This is a genomic window from Prochlorococcus marinus subsp. marinus str. CCMP1375 (assembly GCF_000007925.1).
In the GTDB taxonomy this organism is placed as follows: domain Bacteria; phylum Cyanobacteriota; class Cyanobacteriia; order PCC-6307; family Cyanobiaceae; genus Prochlorococcus_E; species Prochlorococcus_E marinus.
The window spans coordinates 1,145,045-1,160,956 of the sequence record NC_005042.1; the positions used below are offsets into that span (position 1 = coordinate 1,145,045).

General features: G+C 37.2%; 20 protein-coding genes. 10 read left to right on the forward strand and 10 right to left on the reverse strand.

Features of this window, described 5'->3' with window-relative positions; all coding sequences use genetic code 11:
• Window position 1: 1 nt before the first annotated feature.
• Both PRO_RS06090 and PRO_RS06095 read right to left on the reverse strand, forming a co-directional pair.
• Window positions 2-295, reverse strand: a complete 294-nt coding sequence (locus PRO_RS06090) for an NAD(P) transhydrogenase subunit alpha (protein ID WP_011125392.1) — start codon at window positions 293-295, stop codon at window positions 2-4.
• On the reverse strand, window positions 295-1,437 hold the full coding sequence (locus PRO_RS06095; RefSeq protein ID WP_011125393.1) for a Re/Si-specific NAD(P)(+) transhydrogenase subunit alpha: 1,143 nt from the start codon (window positions 1,435-1,437) through the stop codon (window positions 295-297). The genes PRO_RS06090 and PRO_RS06095 overlap by 1 nt, the downstream gene beginning before the upstream one ends.
• Before the next feature lie 133 nt (window positions 1,438-1,570).
• Between PRO_RS06095 and PRO_RS06100 the strand changes: the two genes are divergently transcribed.
• The 3 genes from PRO_RS06100 (at window position 1,571) to trxB (ending at window position 4,060) form a co-directional block, all read left to right on the forward strand.
• Entirely contained in the window at window positions 1,571-2,152 is a 582-nt protein-coding gene (locus tag PRO_RS06100) for a hypothetical protein (protein ID WP_011125395.1), read from the forward strand.
• Between the two features lie 201 nt (window positions 2,153-2,353).
• Entirely contained in the window at window positions 2,354-2,596 is a 243-nt protein-coding gene (locus PRO_RS06105; RefSeq protein ID WP_011125396.1) for a hypothetical protein, read from the forward strand.
• A gap of 105 nt (window positions 2,597-2,701) precedes the next feature.
• Complete coding sequence (gene trxB / locus PRO_RS06110; protein WP_011125397.1) at window positions 2,702-4,060, forward strand: thioredoxin-disulfide reductase; 1,359 nt, start codon at window positions 2,702-2,704, stop codon at window positions 4,058-4,060.
• Window positions 4,061-4,073: 13 nt separating this feature from the next.
• On the opposite strand, the gene infA is transcribed toward trxB, so the two are convergent.
• The 4 genes from infA to petM form a co-directional block, all read right to left on the reverse strand.
• Window positions 4,074-4,355 carry a translation initiation factor IF-1 gene (gene infA / locus PRO_RS06115; protein WP_011125398.1) on the reverse strand — a complete coding sequence of 94 codons (282 nt, stop codon included), beginning with the start codon at window positions 4,353-4,355 and terminating at the stop codon, window positions 4,074-4,076.
• A 71-nt stretch (window positions 4,356-4,426) separates the two neighbouring features.
• Window positions 4,427-4,642 (reverse strand): hypothetical protein, encoded by a 216-nt coding sequence (locus PRO_RS06120; RefSeq protein WP_011125399.1) that lies wholly within the window; start codon window positions 4,640-4,642, stop codon window positions 4,427-4,429.
• A 60-nt stretch (window positions 4,643-4,702) separates the two neighbouring features.
• Complete coding sequence (locus tag PRO_RS06125) at window positions 4,703-5,665, reverse strand: NmrA family NAD(P)-binding protein (RefSeq protein WP_011125400.1); 963 nt, start codon at window positions 5,663-5,665, stop codon at window positions 4,703-4,705.
• Between the two features lie 59 nt (window positions 5,666-5,724).
• Window positions 5,725-5,823 (reverse strand): cytochrome b6-f complex subunit PetM, encoded by a 99-nt coding sequence (petM, locus tag PRO_RS06130; protein ID WP_011125401.1) that lies wholly within the window; start codon window positions 5,821-5,823, stop codon window positions 5,725-5,727.
• A 248-nt stretch (window positions 5,824-6,071) separates the two neighbouring features.
• On the opposite strand from petM, the gene PRO_RS06135 reads away from it, so the two are divergent.
• A complete protein-coding gene (locus PRO_RS06135; protein WP_011125402.1) occupies window positions 6,072-7,046 on the forward strand; it encodes an alpha/beta fold hydrolase in 975 nt (324 codons plus the stop codon).
• Window positions 7,043-7,549: an acetolactate synthase small subunit gene (gene ilvN, locus PRO_RS06140; protein ID WP_011125403.1), complete on the forward strand. Its 507-nt coding sequence runs from the start codon at window positions 7,043-7,045 to the stop codon at window positions 7,547-7,549. Before PRO_RS06135 ends, ilvN begins: the two co-directional genes overlap by 4 nt.
• A 54-nt stretch (window positions 7,550-7,603) precedes the next feature.
• On the opposite strand, the gene PRO_RS06145 is transcribed toward ilvN, so the two are convergent.
• Both PRO_RS06145 and PRO_RS06150 read right to left on the reverse strand, forming a co-directional pair.
• Window positions 7,604-8,305, reverse strand: a complete 702-nt coding sequence (locus tag PRO_RS06145) for a peptidylprolyl isomerase (protein WP_011125404.1) — start codon at window positions 8,303-8,305, stop codon at window positions 7,604-7,606.
• Window positions 8,305-8,886, reverse strand: a complete 582-nt coding sequence (locus PRO_RS06150; protein WP_011125405.1) for a photosystem I assembly protein Ycf4 — start codon at window positions 8,884-8,886, stop codon at window positions 8,305-8,307. Before PRO_RS06150 ends, PRO_RS06145 begins: the two co-directional genes overlap by 1 nt.
• 177 nt (window positions 8,887-9,063) lie before the next feature.
• Here PRO_RS06150 and psbD point away from each other — a divergent pair, with 177 nt between their 5' ends.
• Together psbD and psbC are read left to right on the forward strand one after the other, a co-directional pair.
• On the forward strand, window positions 9,064-10,140 hold the full coding sequence (gene psbD, locus PRO_RS06155) for a photosystem II D2 protein (photosystem q(a) protein) (RefSeq protein ID WP_011125406.1): 1,077 nt from the start codon (window positions 9,064-9,066) through the stop codon (window positions 10,138-10,140).
• Window positions 10,124-11,506: a photosystem II reaction center protein CP43 gene (psbC, locus tag PRO_RS06160; protein WP_011125407.1), complete on the forward strand. Its 1,383-nt coding sequence runs from the start codon at window positions 10,124-10,126 to the stop codon at window positions 11,504-11,506. The genes psbD and psbC overlap by 17 nt, the downstream gene beginning before the upstream one ends.
• 95 nt (window positions 11,507-11,601) lie before the next feature.
• On the opposite strand, the gene PRO_RS06165 is transcribed toward psbC, so the two are convergent.
• Window positions 11,602-12,228 carry a nucleoside triphosphate pyrophosphatase gene (locus PRO_RS06165; RefSeq protein WP_011125408.1) on the reverse strand — a complete coding sequence of 209 codons (627 nt, stop codon included), beginning with the start codon at window positions 12,226-12,228 and terminating at the stop codon, window positions 11,602-11,604.
• Between the two features lie 8 nt (window positions 12,229-12,236).
• Between PRO_RS06165 and PRO_RS06170 the strand changes: the two genes are divergently transcribed.
• Genes PRO_RS06170 through PRO_RS06180 form a run of 3 tightly spaced genes read left to right on the forward strand, consistent with a single transcriptional unit; the run spans window position 12,237 to window position 14,373 of the window.
• Window positions 12,237-12,611: an Npun_F0494 family protein gene (locus PRO_RS06170; protein ID WP_036891865.1), complete on the forward strand. Its 375-nt coding sequence runs from the start codon at window positions 12,237-12,239 to the stop codon at window positions 12,609-12,611.
• Window positions 12,608-14,131, forward strand: coding sequence for a cobyric acid synthase (locus PRO_RS06175; protein ID WP_011125410.1), 1,524 nt, complete (start codon window positions 12,608-12,610; stop codon window positions 14,129-14,131). The genes PRO_RS06170 and PRO_RS06175 overlap by 4 nt, the downstream gene beginning before the upstream one ends.
• Window positions 14,128-14,373 carry a 2Fe-2S iron-sulfur cluster-binding protein gene (locus tag PRO_RS06180; RefSeq protein ID WP_011125411.1) on the forward strand — a complete coding sequence of 82 codons (246 nt, stop codon included), beginning with the start codon at window positions 14,128-14,130 and terminating at the stop codon, window positions 14,371-14,373. Before PRO_RS06175 ends, PRO_RS06180 begins: the two co-directional genes overlap by 4 nt.
• An 89-nt stretch (window positions 14,374-14,462) precedes the next feature.
• On the opposite strand, the gene PRO_RS06185 is transcribed toward PRO_RS06180, so the two are convergent.
• The gene (locus PRO_RS06185; protein WP_011125412.1) at window positions 14,463-15,881 is read right to left on the reverse strand and encodes an MBL fold metallo-hydrolase; all 1,419 of its coding nucleotides are present in this window, start codon (window positions 15,879-15,881) and stop codon (window positions 14,463-14,465) included.
• Window positions 15,882-15,912 lie beyond the last annotated feature (31 nt).

The window sequence follows — 15,912 nt, forward strand, 5'->3', positions numbered from 1 at the left end:
CTTATTTACGTGAGGGTTTACGACTAAACATTGCAAGCATCCTGTCAGTTACAAGGAAGCCTCCAACCACATTGAACAATGCAAATCCTAGAGAAATAGAGCCCATTACCAATAGAGGAATATTGCTTCCTGCCTTAATTATCAAAGTAAGCGCAGCCAACATAGTGATACCTGATATTGCATTTGCTCCACTCATTAAAGGCGTATGCAAAGTGGGAGGAACTTTCCCAATCAGCTCGAGACCAAGGAGACTTCCTAATAAGAGAACCCAAAAAGCCTCACTCAAAAAAGACATTACTTAGATCCTCCTAAATTCATTAATTGAGCATGACGAATAACACCATCTTTGCTTATCAAAGATCCATCAATTAATTCGTCGTCAGTATTCAGTATAAGTTCCCCTTGCTTAATCAAGGGCGTAATAAGAGACAACAAATTTCTTGCATATAAAGCACTTGCATGATTAGGCACTGTACAAGGCAAATCAGACGCACCTATAAGCTTGACTCCATTCCTGAATATTATTTCTCCTGGTTTAGTTCCAGCACAATTCCCTCCCTGAGAAACAGCTAAATCAACAACTACTGAACCTGGTCTCATTCCATCAAGCATCTCTTCGTCAATTAAACGAGGGGCTTTTTTTCCAGGCACTTGCGCTGTACATATAGCCACATCTGCCTCAGACAATTGTTCTAAAAGTTGCTTCTTCTGAGCTTCGAGGAAAGCTTCTGAAACCTGTCTTGCATATCCACCCGCCTCTGTACGCTCCTCAGCAATTTCTGGTGGTTCAATAAATCTTGCCCCCAAAGATTCAACCTGTTCCTTTACCTCCTGACGAATATCACTTACATAAACCACAGCTCCTAATCTTTTGGCCGTTGCAATAGCTTGCAAACCTGCTACTCCTGCTCCTAATACAACCACTTTCGCTGGTTGAACAGTTCCAGCAGCTGTCATTAGCATAGGGAAATATCTATCTAAAGCGCTTGCGCCTAAGAGGACAGATTTGTAGCCAGCAATATTAGCTTGAGAAGAGAGTACATCTGCAGACTGGGCTCTGCTTATTCTTGGTAAAAGCTCAAGAGATAAAGCCGAAAGGCCAGCTGATTCCAAACAAGTCGCTAGAGAGTTGTTTCCATATGGTGCCAATAATCCAATGACCAATGCACTAGGCTTGAGTTTTTTTAGAAATTCAACCTCAGGACAATTTACACATAGAACAACATCAATCTCTTTAAGAGAATCTCCATCTTCTTCAGAAAAGATTCCTGCACCAACATTCAAATAACTTTCATCTAAAAAGCCTGCAGAACTTCCTGCGCCCTTTTCTATAGATACTACAAATCCAATGGATCGTAACTTTTTAACAGTTTCAGGTGTTGCTGCAACTCGAGTTTCACCTGAAGCAACTTCAATTGGGATTAAAATTCTAGGCAAGATAAGATAGCTTCTTCATTTAAAGATTAAAGCTGAAAAGGTTCGAAGACCATCATTTTTGTTGAAAAAAGCTTTTCCTTAAGAAGGATTTTGGCTATGAAGAAAAAGGAATCTAAATATTCACAGAAAGAATATGGGCCTAAAAGCAATCGAATGTCCAGACGGCGTTTGTCATAGCCATCACGGTGGGCATGCTGTGCCTCGTACTGCAATGCAACAAAACCTCCAAACTCACGGTAGAGAATGGTGCGAGCGTCTTGCGGAAAGAATCTATGAAATGTCAGTAGACACGTATTCTCAGACAGTAATGCCTAGTTTGCATGGATCAGGCTGGCAAAGACGTCATCTAGATTGGGAATTCAAGCTAGCTGACAATAACTCTGAACCAGACGAAACACTTGTAGAAGGGATTATTAATGCCACTGAGAGTTTTCTTAGAAGCAGCGAAGTTCATCGTTTATTTATTCAAGAATTAGTACAGGGAACTTTTGAAGAAGCTACTGAAGATCACCTAAGGTCAAAGGCAGTAAGGTCCCTAATAGAAGATGAAGTCATGGCAATGCTTGAAGAACGAAAAGAAGAACTACTTGATCGATTAGCAGAGAAGCTTTTAAATAACGGTTCAACTGGAGACTTTAATGTTGCAAGGAAAGCCTCTCAAGAAGGAATAACTGAGGTTAGAAAATTACTTTTAAATCACACAGAGTCAATCTAAATATGATCAAACTGCAAAAATAATGTTGGAAAACCTAAACATTATTTTTGCTTAAGATTCTTAGAACCCCAGTAAACAGGTTCTAGTTATAAAGAATTCATTAAGACAATAATTCTATTTGTAGAGAAAACAAGTTTTTGTACAAATAACACAGCTCAATGTGTGATCGCCATGCAAAGGTAGCGGCGTTGGAGAGGTCAAATGAACAAATCTCTTGAAAGACGAATAAGCATTGCCAAAAGCTGGGCGTCTAGCAGAGTAGCTCTTCTAGATAGTATTGAGCGTTATGAAGATAGCTATGCAATAACACAAGAATTTTGTGAATGGATAATTTGCAGAGAAAATAAATCCTCTCAACTCTTTTCCTCTGTCTTAAAAGTTCCAAGTTCATTAGTTTCATTAAACAAAGAGACTAGTGAAACAGATGAACTTCTTGAATTATAAAAAAACAATTTTGCCTTTTAAATTCAAATCTTAAAAAGTTGAATAAATAGGATAAAGACACTCAAGCATTTAATATATTCATGCATTAACTCAATAGAAAATATTTTGTCTATAGAAAACCTTGTAATAATTGGATCAGGTCCTGCAGGATACACGGCAGCAATTTATGCAGCTAGAGCAAATCTTCAACCTTTATTAATTACCGGTTTTGAACGAGGAGGAATTCCTGGTGGTCAATTAATGACTACAACTTTTGTAGAGAATTTCCCAGGATTTCCTGATGGAATTATGGGTCCAGATTTAATGGATCTACTGAAAGCACAAGCAATTAGATGGGGAACCAAGCTTTTAGAATTAGATGCTGAAGCAATCGATCTAAAACAAAATCCATTTCGAGTTAAAACAGCTAATCAATCTATTGCTGCACAAGCATTGATAATTGCAACAGGAGCACGAGCAAATAAATTAGGTATCCCTAATGAGAATAAATTTTGGACTCGTGGTATTAGCGCATGTGCAATATGTGATGGGGCAACTCCTCAATTTCGCAATGAAGAATTAGCTGTAGTAGGCGGAGGTGATTCAGCATGTGAAGAAGCTGTTTATTTAACGAAGTATGGAAGTCACGTTCACCTACTGATTCGCTCAAATCAACTTAAAGCGAGCAAAGCCATGTCAGATAGAGTTATGGCAAACTCTCAAATAACAGTTCATTGGGAAACTGAATTAATTGACGTAGAAGGGAAAGAATGGATAGAAACCCTTAAAGTCAAACGTAGAGGAACAAAGCAAGAAGAAACAATAAAAGCAAAAGGTCTGTTCTATGCAATTGGTCATACTCCAAATGCTGATCTATTAGAAGGACAGCTCTTGATAAACCAAAATGGCTATATAAGCACTAAATCAGGCAGGCCAGAAACTTCTATAGAAGGAGTTTTTGCAGCAGGAGATGTTGCCGATGCAGAATGGAGACAAGGCATAACTGCTGCAGGAAGTGGATGCAAGGCAGCATTAGCCGCTGAGAGATGGCTTAGCAGAAACAATCTTTCAACGTTGATAAAAAGAGACTCAATAGAACCTGCAAAAACAGACAAAGAGACTGAGATAGCAATATCTACAGAACAAAATTTTGATGCAACCAAAACATGGCAGAAGGGAAGTTATGCCTTAAGAAAGCTTTATCATGAAAGCTCTAAACCAATTCTAGTAGTTTATACATCACCAAATTGCGGTCCATGCCACGTACTTAAACCTCAACTAAAAAGAGTTATTCAAGAACTAAAAGGAACTGTCCAAGGAATTGAAATAGATATAGATATTGAACAGGAAATTGCCAAACAAGCTGGCGTAAATGGAACTCCTACAGTTCAATTATTTCATCAAAAAGAACTGAAGACTCAATGGAGAGGAGTTAAACAAAGAAGTGAATTCAAAGAAGCTATAACAAAAGTTTTAAGCAAATAAATTAAAAATCAATTTATCTTCTTCGAGGTCCCCCAGGCTTATTGCCTCCTGGCCTATTACCTGATCTCCCGCCTCCTGCTCCTGCATTCCTTTCTCTATAAGTTATCCTTCCTCTTGTAAGATCATATGGGCTAATCTCAACGAGGACCTTGTCTCCTGCTAGAAGTTTAATACGAAATTTAGTAAGTTTTCCTGCTGCTCTGCACAAGCATTGATGGCCCTCTGGCTGTTCAAGCGTGACTAAGTAGAAGCCATTACCTTGTTCTTTTTCAATAACTCCTGAGGTTTCGATCATTCGTGTAGTACTTCTATGAAAAACATAACCTTAATTCTATTCATAAAACTAACTTTAAGAATTCATCGTTACTAGCTCAAAACCTCTTGTAGCTCTCTAACAGTTTGCAATTGACCATAATAATAATTTGCTATTGCTCTCCTATCAATATCTTTCAACCCATCTAAAGCCTCAAACCCAAAGTTTTTCCAAAGTTGATTACCACATACTTTGTCCAATTCCTTAGTTGCTTCAGATGCCAGATTCTCCAACCTTCTATTTAAATTTTTTACTTGAGATACAGACATAAAAAGAAAGCAATATCACTAATAGTACAAACAAACTACCTTTTTTCAAGCGCCTGGACTTCAGAAGGGAAGTTTCTTCCTTTGCTCCCTATTAAGATCTGCCTCCATCTCTCGTAATCGCTTCAATATGACCTCGTAATACTCTTTTATGTATGAATCCAAAGATGTCGTCAAAGAAATATCTAAGCCGAAGTCTTTATAGGTTTTTTCCATTGGTGCATTTAACTCTATACCGCTTCCACTAACATCTGCGAATTCAAGTCGTTCAGCTACATTTGTCGTAGCCTGAAAAAAACTAACCAAAGTTTTGGCGATTCTTATAAGAGCTGGAGAAACTCTTAAAACCTTTGCTTTCTTATCACTAAAGCCTTCGCATATTTTTATAACTTCTTCACTCTTCCAAGATCTGGGTCCTACAACTAGATAAACACCTCTAATTGTTTGAGATCTACTTAAAGCCGCAATAGCGAAAGACGCCATATCTTCCGTATTCATATAAGCAATATTGCTTGAATTACCACTTATCCATACTGGCTGGCTATCAAGAATAGGAATAGCAAATTGACCGATAACGCCTTGCATAAAAGCCGCGCCTTGCAATATTGTGAAATCCAAAGAAGAATCTAAAAGATATCTCTCAGTACAAAACTTGATGTCCATCAAGGGTACATTCCTAAATTTCTCTGCAGCCAATAAAGAAAGAAAAACAACTCTCTTAACTCCAATAGATTCGCATGCTCTGTAGAGGTTTAATTTACCTTCCCAATCTGTTTCATAAACACTCCTAGGATCATCAGGCCTACTTGTAGCTGCATCTATCAGAGCATCAACTCCATTTAAAGAATATTCAAGATCTTTTTGGCGTAGCAAATCACCTTGAGTTAATTCGCACCCCCACTCTTGAAGATAAGAAGCTTTACGAGGTCTTCTGACCATGCATCTAACTTGAAAGCCAGCATCTATAGCCTTTTTGGCTATCTGCCTTCCAAGTGTGCCTGTTCCGCCGACAATTAAAACCTTCATCCCTGCTGTCATTTCCTGTCAAAAAACCGATGGTAAGAAGTCATTAATCTGAAAATAGTTTACTCCCCTTGAAGTTTAAGGAGTAGCGCCCCACCCAAAAGGCCGGCAGGAATAAGTACCCAGAAAATTGCAGCTGTGCCAAAAATCTCTGAAGCCATTTAAACATTTTAAATCATCTACTATTTAAACCCCTAATGATATAAATACCCAAGTAATTTGCTCCAATAGCAATAAATTCCACGAAAACTTAAAAATCTCTTAGCTTTTAATGATAAAGCGTAGAAATTATTTCAAATCAAAAATTTGATGCATAAATTCAGGAATAGTCTCAAAAACTTCAATTTTTCTTAGCCTAACTTCTAATGAAAAGTGATTTCCTTTCGCTTGTAATGTCATTCAGCCTGAAATGAATCCAAATGTATCTTCTAACAACAATCCAAACTGGGGCAAAGAATATCTTTGGAAATGGAAAAATTTTTCTTGCCATTGGAGAGTATTAGGCAAGCAAAATAAAAAACCTCTGATTTTGCTTCATGGCTTTGGCGCCAGTAGTGCTCATTGGAGAAATAACGCTCAACCTTTAGCGCAAAATGGTTTTAAAGTATATGGTTTAGATCTCATTGGATTTGGCAAATCCGAACAGCCCGGCCCTGAAAAAATAAAGAAATTAGATAATAGATTTTGGTCCAGGCAAGTGGCAGCATTCCTTCATGAAGTAGTTAATACCGAAAATAATGGCAAAGCAATTCTTATAGGGAATTCTCTTGGAGGTCTTGTAGCAGTAACAACTGCAGCATTTTATCCAGAGCTTGTTGAAGCAGTAATAGCAGCGCCTTTGCCAGATCCAGCTTTAATGAATCAGCAGAGCAAGTCATTAAATCCAAGATGGGTCCTAAAAGTCAAAAACTTTCTGGTGCAAGCTTTTTTTAAATTATTTCCTTTAGAACTATTAATTACTTTAATAATAAAAACACGCCTTATTAATATTGCTCTTCAAGCTGCATATGTTCGTTCAATAAAGAAAGATTCGGATTTAAAAAGAATTGTTATTGAACCGACTCAAAGGAAGTCTGCAGCAGTTGCTCTCCGTGCAATGTGCATTGGAATGGCAACAAGGGAAGAACTTATTACTGCACCATTTTTGTTAAACCGCATAAATTCAAATACCAATTATCCACCCGTTCTCTTGGCTTGGGGGAGACAAGACAAGTTCATCCCTCTTTTAGTTGGAAAAAGATTAGTCTATAAATATCCTTGGCTAGAATTAATTATTATTGAGAACACTGGTCACTGTCCTCATGACGAATCTCCCAGCGACTTTAACCAATACGTTTTAGATTGGTTGAGAAATAATTCAGGAGATCATATACAACAAACATGAAGCACACTCTTTCAGTACTAGTAGAGGATCAATCAGGTGCTCTTAGTCGAATATCAGGCCTATTTGCTCGCAGAGGATTCAACATCAACAGCCTTGCTGTTGGGCCTGCTGAGGCTGAAGGCATTTCTCGCTTAACAATGGTGGTTGAAGGAGATCATCAAACACTCCAACAGATGACAAAGCAGCTTGATAAATTAATCAATGTATTGAAAGTAGTTGATCTAACAACATTTCCTGCCGTAGAGAGAGAATTAATGCTTTTAAAGGTATCTGCAACGAATGAAAAAAGGACAAGCATTCTTGATTTAGTTCAAGTTTTTAGAGCAAAAGTTGTAGATGTATCAGACGATGCTCTTACATTAGAAGTTGTAGGAGATCCAGGGAAACTGGTAGCCCTAGAAAAGCTTTTGAAGCCTTATGGCATTCTTGAGATAGCAAGAACTGGAAAAGTTGCACTTGAAAGGGCCTCAGGTGTTAATACAGAGATGTTGAAATCTTCGTAGTAATTTATAAAACTCATCTTTTTTTAAAGCAAACTTTATAAAAATATCAATCAACTAATTACTAAGCTTGTTTAAGTTTAAAATAACATCACCTTCTTTTAAAGAATCAATCACTTCCATACCTTCTAAAACTTTTCCAAAAACAGAATATCTTCCATCAAGCTCAGGCAAATTCTTTAATGCTATATAAAATTGAATTTTTGCAGATTCTAACTCTTGAGTTCTTGCCATAGCCAATGAACCTCTTTGATGAATTAACTTAATTCGCTTAAAATCATCATTTTTCATTACAATCTGATTATACCTTGGTAATTCTTCGCCTTTGACTTTTATCTCAAGTGGAATTGATTTTATATTAATACTCTTAGTATTAATATAACTATCATTTTTTATCTTATTAGTTTCATTCAATTCATCAAAGTAAGGCTTATGTCCTAATTGAACGATAAAAGGATAAGGCTTTTTGATAACTCTATTAACAGATGTCCCATTATAAAATCCTTTACTTGCCAACGTAATAAAGTTGCCTGCTGTTAAAGGTGCCGATTTTCCATAAATCTCTAAAATAACCATCCCTCTATTAGTAAGCATTTTAATTTTAAAATTTTCCCTAATACACTTAACTTCTGATCTAGTACAAAAATCAAGGTTTTTTTTAACTTCTGGCTTATAGCAACCAAAAAGGCATAATAAAAACAGTGCCGACAAGGAATTTCTAAGAAAGAAAAACCTTATTTCTTTGAAATTAGCAATCACTAATTTGACAAACCTTCTAAGTTAACTTTAAGAAACCGAGCTATTTCAGCACCTTCTTGTTCTAAAGATAAAAGGGGCTGCGGTCCACCAACTTCACTAATAGGTAAATCCCTTCTCCCTTGAAGCCTCAAAGTAATTCTTCTTCTAGGATTAAAACCTTCACGAACTTCAAGTTTTACCGCCTGAATATCATCTATAGGGATTTCAACTAAAATCTCTTTTAGAAGTCCTTTTCTAGAAACTGACAAAACACCTTTGTTCTTATCAAATCGATTTAAGCCTGAACCATAATCAACTTTTATCAAAGCCCACAAATAAACAGATATAAAGGTTGCAGCTATGCCATAAAAACCCATAAACAATCCTTGAGGCACAAATATCAAGGTCGATGGGTTACCCAAAGGAAGTAGGTCAATACCAAAATAACTTGATAATGAAGCAAGAGAAAAGCCAATTCCTCCAACTGCCAACATTGAAGCAACTATGTAATTTGAGGTTTTTCTGGAACCTTTAACAATCTGTTCCAAAAGGGTTTCTGAAGAATCAGTAGGACTTGATGCTTCCTTAAAATCAGCTGACATAACAGTTCACAACTGAAATGTATTGTGTATTAAAGGGGGCAAAAAAACATGAAAAGGTATTTCTTTGTTTGATTAGCAATACAACAACGGATTTCATCTGATAAAAAATTTCCCCGACTTGGTTCTTGAATTGTTAAAGTCTCAGGCGTATCCCAAAAGCTCAGCAACGTTGCTCTCATGACGATAGCTGTTGGTAGCGCCCAAGATAGAGGATGGTTTGACGTCCTTGATGACTGGCTTAAGCGCGACCGATTCGTATTTGTTGGTTGGTCTGGTCTCCTTCTGTTCCCTACTGCCTATCTGGCTATCGGTGGATGGTTTTTAGGCACAACCTTCGTAACCTCCTGGTACACCCATGGTGTAGCCAGTTCTTACCTAGAAGGATGTAATTTCCTTACTGCCGCTGTTAGTACCCCTGGCGACGCTATGGGGCACAGTCTTTTATTCCTATGGGGACCAGAGGCACAAGGCAGTCTTGTTCGTTGGCTTCAACTAGGCGGACTATGGAATTTTGTAGTCCTTCATGGTGCTTTCAGCCTGATTGGCTTCATGCTGCGTCAGTTTGAAATCGCAAGACTTGTTGGTATCAGGCCTTACAACGCACTTGCTTTTTCTGCAGTTATAGCTGTTTTCACAGCATGTTTCCTTATCTATCCGTTAGGGCAACACAGCTGGTTTTTTGCTCCTTCTTTTGGGGTTGCAGCTATTTTCAGATTCATACTATTTATTCAAGGTTTCCACAACATCACATTGAATCCTTTTCACATGATGGGTGTTGCAGGAATTCTTGGTGGTGCTCTTCTATGTGCTATTCACGGTGCAACCGTCCAAAATACACTTTATGAAGACACCAGTGTTTATTCAGGTGGTAAAGCTCAAAGTACAACTTTCAGAGCTTTTGATCCTACCCAGGAAGAAGAGACGTACTCAATGATTACGGCTAATAGATTCTGGAGTCAGATCTTTGGAATAGCTTTTTCTAACAAGCGCTTCCTTCACTTCTTAATGCTCTTTGTACCTGTAATGGGTATGTGGTGCGCCGCAATTGGCATTGTTGGTCTTGCTCTTAATCTAAGAGCATATGACTTCGTTAGCCAAGAGATTAGAGCTGCTGAAGACCCAGAGTTTGAAACGTTCTATACAAAAAACATACTTTTGAATGAAGGTATGAGAGCCTGGATGTCTTCTGTGGATCAACCACACGAAAACTTTGTATTCCCAGAGGAGGTACTCCCACGTGGAAACGCCCTTTAATAATCTTTTAAAAGCTCCTAACCAAAGTATTGAAGAAACTGGTTATGCCTGGTATGTAGGCAATGCTCGTTTAATTAATCTTTCTGGAAAACTACTTGGAGCCCACATTGCACATACAGGACTAATGGTGTTCTGGGCTGGAGCAATGATGCTTTATGAAGTGAGTCATTTCACTTTTGATAAGCCAATGTGGGAGCAGGGCTTAATACTTCTTCCCCATGTAGCCATGTTTGGCTATGGCATAGGCCCAGGTGGAGAAGTTATTGACGTAATGCCATATTTTCAGGCTGGAGTTATTCACCTAATTGCTTCAGCAGTTCTTGGATTTGGAGGAATTTATCATTCTCTTGCAGGTCCAGAGAAATTAGAAGAAGAATTTCCTTTCTTCTCAACTGATTGGCGAGATAAGGACCAAATGACAACCATCCTTGGTCGTCATTTATGTGTTCTTGGGCTAGGTGCAGTAGCTTTTGCTGTCAACTGGCAATTCCTTGGCGGTCTTTATGACACATGGGCTCCAGGCGGTGGTGAAGTTCGCTTGATTACACCAACTACAGATCCAGGAATTATTTTTGGATACCTTTTCCAAACCCCATGGGGTGGAGGAGGAAATATGGTAGGTGTTAACTCAGTTGAAGACATTGTAGGCGGGCACTATTACCTAGGAATTATTGAACTCATAGGTGGACATTTCCATATGCAAACCAAGCCATTTGGCTGGGCTCGCAGGGCTTTTATTTGGAATGGAGAAGCTTTGCTCTCTTATGCCCTTGGTGGTTTATGTGTAGCAAGCTTTTACGCCTCAGTATTCGTTTGGTTCAATAACACTGCTTACCCATCAGAGTTCTACGGACCAACTAATGCAGAAGCATCTCAGGCACAAAGTTTTACTTTCCTTGTAAGAGACCAAAGAATAGGTGCAAATGTCGGGACTACCATGGGACCAACTGGTTTAGGTAAATACCTAATGAGATCACCAACAGGAGAAATCATCTTTGGTGGTGAAACAATGCGTTTCTGGGACTTCCGTGGACCTTGGCTAGAACCTCTAAGAGGAGAGAATGGATTAAGTCTGGATAAAATCCAAAACGATATTCAGCCTTGGCAAGTTCGCCGCGCTGCTGAATATATGACTCATGCTCCAAATGCTTCTATCAACTCTGTTGGTGGAATCATTACTGAGCCTAATGCTGTCAATTTCGTTAACCTTCGTCAGTGGCTTGCATCAGCTCATTTCTTCTTAGGATGGTTTACATTTGTAGGTCATCTTTGGCATGCTGGTCGTGCTAGAGCTGCAGCCGGTGGTTTTGAGAAAGGAATTGATCGCAGAACTGAGCCTGCTCTTTCCATGTCTGATCTAGACTAAGACTAAGTTAATATTTAGTTTTTTCTTAAAAGAAAAGCCCTCAATGAAAATTGAGGGCTTTTCTTTTTGATTTGTATTAATAAAATCAGCCTAATTTATTTCCATAAAGACATTCCAGCTTTGTTTAAAGCATATCTCAGCCAAGGGAGGCTAAGGCCTATTACATTGCTATAACAACCTTCTATACTCTTAATAAAAACAGCACCTTTTCCATCTATAGCAAATCCACCAGCACAATTAATAGGTTCACCTGTTTCCACATATTTAGTTATTTCGACATTACTCAATTCAGAAAAATTGATTCTAGTGCTTACAACATCGCAAATAATTCCATCAAAGCTTTTACCAATTACTTTATTATTTAAGTTCTGTCTATACATTAAACAGTGCCCAGTGTGAAGAATTCCGCTTTTAGAAGAAAACTTTTCTAAGCGGCAAATAGCCTCAGATTTATTTCTAGGCTTTCCCAATATTTCACCATCAAACTCAAACAAAGAATCACATCCCAATATTGCCAAAGCTTTATTTTCTTTTCTACAATTGAATATATATTCTGATACAACAGATTCAGTCTTAGCAAAAGAAAGAGCCTGAACCAACTCCTTTACATTTTGGGAATTATACTTTCCCTCATCAATATGGCTTACCATTACAGCATATTTAATGCTTAACTGTTCAAGTAAATTCCGACGAGCCTGTGAAGCTGAAGCAAGTATCAACAAAGCATCAAATGAACTTAATTGACAAGAATATTATCAAGCGAAGCGCTAGAGCAATAAAGTGCTTAACTTTTAATTCTAATTTCTATAATCAGATTCAATTATCGGGTTTATCTGCTGAAAAAGTTTTTGAAATGAGAGAACTATATTTGACTAATTCTTTAATTAATATACAAAATTCAAAAGTAATAGAAGATAACTTTCTATGGTTAATAAAAATTGGTGTTCTAAGAAGAGAAGTTGACGGTCAGGGACTAACTTCAAAAGTCAGACTTACTCCTCTTGGGAGAAAAGTACTTCAGGGAAATCCTAACTTGGCAAACCAAAGAGCTTCTTTCATTGAGTCATTTAACAATTGGTTTTTTAGAAAATTATTATTAATATGAAAAATATATCCGCCGGTCACAATGCCTTAATGGTACTTGGAACTTCTAGTGGAGCAGGGAAGTCAATAATCACCACTGCCATTTGCAGATCATTGCTTAGGAAAGGGGAGGTTCCTATACCTTTTAAAGGTCAAAACATGAGTAACAACGCGTGGGTTGATATTAATAATGGAGAAATGGCCTATTCACAAGCTGTACAAGCATGGGCAGCAGGGATAGAACCAATTTGCGCAATGAATCCAGTGCTATTAAAACCACAAGGAGATTGTACGAGCGAAGTGATACATCTAGGGAAAAGCGTTGGTGTTGTGCAGGCAGCCAATTACTACGAAGACTGGTTTTCTTCGGGGTGGGAAGCCATTCAAAAAGGGTTAAACGATATAGCTACCTCTTACAAAAAACACAGGTTAATTCTTGAAGGTGCTGGAAGCCCTGTAGAAATTAATTTGCAGCATAGAGATTTAACCAATTTAAAATTGGCAAAACATTTAAACGCAAAGTGTGTATTAGTGGCTGATATTGAAAGAGGTGGAGTATTTGCTCAAATAATAGGGACACTCGCACTTCTCAAACCAGATGAAAAAGCGCTTATTCAAGGCATTATTATTAATAGATTTCGAGGGGATATATCTTTATTTGAGAAAGGGCGGCAATGGATTGAAGAAGAATCCAAAATACCGGTTTTAGGAATAATGCCTTGGTTAAATGAAATATTCCCCCCAGAAGACTCCCTAGATTTACTTGAAAGGAAACACAAGAAAACAAAGGCAGAAATCCAAATAGCAGTGATAAAGCTACCTTCTCTTAGCAATTTTGCTGACCTAGATCCATTAGAAGCTGAACCTACAATTCAATTAAACTGGATTCAACCAGGGGATTACCTAGGCAATCCAAATGCAGTAATAATACCTGGAAGCAAGCAAACACTTAAAGACTTGCAAAGTCTTCAATCAAGTGGATTAGGGAATCAAATAAAAGAATTTGCAAGCTCTGGGGGAACTGTTTTTGGAATCTGTGGAGGGCTGCAGATACTTGGTGAAAAACTCGAAGACCCCTTAGGAATAGAACAATCTTTCTTAGAAACATCTATTAGCGAACTTGAAGGTCTAAGTCTTATTCCCATAAAAACAATTTTCCATTCAAAGAAATCACTTACAAAAAAAGATGTCATTTCAAAATGGCCAGATGAATCAAGAATTATGGGTTTTGAATTACATCACGGGGAAAGCACTCCAACAAATTCTCAGAAAGTAAAAGTTAAGGACTTGTGTAATGAAACTTCCCTAGGATGGGTAAATGAAGAATGCAATCCTATAAAAGCTGCTGGGACTTACTTGCATGGGATTTTTGACAACGGTACTTGGAGAAGATTATGGATCAACCAAATACGTAAAAAAGCAAATCTATATGAACTACCTCTTTTAGAAGAAAATCACGATGCTAAAAGAGAAAAAGTTATAAATCGGCTAACAGATGTATTTGAGGAAAATATAAATTTGGAGTATCTTCTAAAAACATGAAATCAGATACTATTAAAGTAAATTGGCCTAATGGAATCCAATCAAAAGCAAAGCAAGGGAATACTTGGCTAGAGGAAGCAAGAAAAGCTGGCGTCTCAATTCCTACTGGGTGTATGAGCGGTAGCTGTGGTGCTTGTGAAATCGAAGTTAATGGAAAAGTAATAAGGTCATGTACAAGCATAGTTAAATGTAGAGATGAAGAATACGTAAAAGTAGATTATTTCCAAGATCCCTATTGGTAGTAATATAAGTAAATTACGAAATCTATTAATTAAAATAAAACACAATAGCTATATCAATAAATAACTCTATATTTATTAGACATAATACACTATTTATATAAATCCTGAATTTTCCCTCTTTTTAGTTTTAAAATATATATTAGGAACAAGGCATCTAAAAGCTCCCTCCATCTACTTATCATAATCTTAAAATTCCTCAAACTTATTATCTTAGTTAGGGGCAAACAATCATTTTCATAGAAGTCAACTAAGTTAAGAAAAGTAGAAAAATTAGATTCTGCCTTCTGACTTATTGGAATTATTTCTAATAATTTTGATGCTGCAAATGTATTGTACATTTTTTTTGTATTACAATCATTAAAAACATATATAGGTAAGCAAATTACAAATGCTAGATTATACTGATAAATTTCATCTTCACTTCCAATTTCCTTTATATAAGTAGAATTATTTCTAGGGTCGACTATGCAAAGCAACAGCTTCTCATCTAACTTCTGCTCAATAAGAAATGCAAACGTAAATTTAATTAGAAACGGTATAGTAATTGAATATAAAAACTTCTCAAAATAAGCATGAAAAGCCTTCCTATTAAGTCTCAATTTAGATTCTTTCGCATTCTGCTTAGTGAATTTATGCTGATGAATTTGCAAGTATTCAATTACGTGCTGATCAATTAATGAATAATCATGTTTCACTATGTCAAAGCCTTTTGCATTCGACCATGTACTCCCAGAAGGCATTATTACGCAGGTTTGGGTTGATATTTTTTTTGAGTCGTAGACCTTCTTAACTAAATCAGGATTGCTATAAAATTGATTGAATTTCCTAGTCCTGCTATGCAGATGAAAATGTGAACTTGCAAAAGGTATCGCATACTTAGCCTTGCTTGATTTTGCAAAATAAGTGAACTCATTTGCATAATCAACTGGTGCTCGTGTACTTTTATCTGGATCAGATCCTCTCATACAATGAGGCAAAGGGCTTGCGGAAGAATGGCTTCTGAAAACAAAATCAAAGGATGGGTGATTAGATATTATTTGCTTAAGGCTAAGACCAAAAACTTTACTATCATTTGCATTTAGAAGCGAAGTATTATCTGCCTCGATGACCAAGGAAGAATCTATAAAGTATGGGTTAAATTGATAGCTAGCAATTCTAAAGTCCTTCCCTATTTCTATCTTCTTAGCATGATCTATTTCTAATATATCATCGAAGCTAAAGCTTCGTCTGCAATCATCCAACATTCGAGTATTAAAATGCCTAGGTAATAAGATTTTTGGCTTAAATTTTTGAAAACGTCTTAGGCTTGGTCCATGATAATGATCCCAATGTAAATGAGTAATGTATATATGAGTAGGTTCAATAGAGTCTATTAATTCCTGGCTCGGCTCTGGATAATTCCACCAACTTTTCCAATAGCAAGACCCTATTAGCCAAGGGTCTATTAAGAGTCTGGTATTTAAATACTCAACATACAAGCAGGCATGGCTAATTACTGTGAATTTCACAAATCAGAAGAGTGCAAGAGCATAATCATCT

Bases quoted from the DNA above. Each gene is read 5' to 3' on its own strand.
- PRO_RS06090 (WP_011125392.1), bottom strand. From the start codon at position 295: ATGTCTTTTTTGAGTGAGGCTTTTTGGGTTCTCTTATTAGGAAGTCTC.
- PRO_RS06100 (WP_011125395.1), top strand. From the start codon at position 1,571: ATGGGCCTAAAAGCAATCGAATGTCCAGACGGCGTTTGTCATAGCCAT.
- PRO_RS06105 (WP_011125396.1), top strand. From the start codon at position 2,354: ATGAACAAATCTCTTGAAAGACGAATAAGCATTGCCAAAAGCTGGGCG.
- infA (WP_011125398.1), bottom strand. From the start codon at position 4,355: ATGATCGAAACCTCAGGAGTTATTGAAAAAGAACAAGGTAATGGCTTC.
- PRO_RS06120 (WP_011125399.1), bottom strand. From the start codon at position 4,642: ATGTCTGTATCTCAAGTAAAAAATTTAAATAGAAGGTTGGAGAATCTG.
- PRO_RS06125 (WP_011125400.1), bottom strand. From the start codon at position 5,665: ATGAAGGTTTTAATTGTCGGCGGAACAGGCACACTTGGAAGGCAGATA.
- petM (WP_011125401.1), bottom strand. From the start codon at position 5,823: ATGGCTTCAGAGATTTTTGGCACAGCTGCAATTTTCTGGGTACTTATT.
- PRO_RS06135 (WP_011125402.1), top strand. From the start codon at position 6,072: ATGAATCCAAATGTATCTTCTAACAACAATCCAAACTGGGGCAAAGAA.
- ilvN (WP_011125403.1), top strand. From the start codon at position 7,043: ATGAAGCACACTCTTTCAGTACTAGTAGAGGATCAATCAGGTGCTCTT.
- PRO_RS06150 (WP_011125405.1), bottom strand. From the start codon at position 8,886: ATGTCAGCTGATTTTAAGGAAGCATCAAGTCCTACTGATTCTTCAGAA.
- psbD (WP_011125406.1), top strand. From the start codon at position 9,064: ATGACGATAGCTGTTGGTAGCGCCCAAGATAGAGGATGGTTTGACGTC.
- PRO_RS06170 (WP_036891865.1), top strand. From the start codon at position 12,237: ATGAACTTAATTGACAAGAATATTATCAAGCGAAGCGCTAGAGCAATA.
- PRO_RS06175 (WP_011125410.1), top strand. From the start codon at position 12,608: ATGAAAAATATATCCGCCGGTCACAATGCCTTAATGGTACTTGGAACT.
- PRO_RS06180 (WP_011125411.1), top strand. From the start codon at position 14,128: ATGAAATCAGATACTATTAAAGTAAATTGGCCTAATGGAATCCAATCA.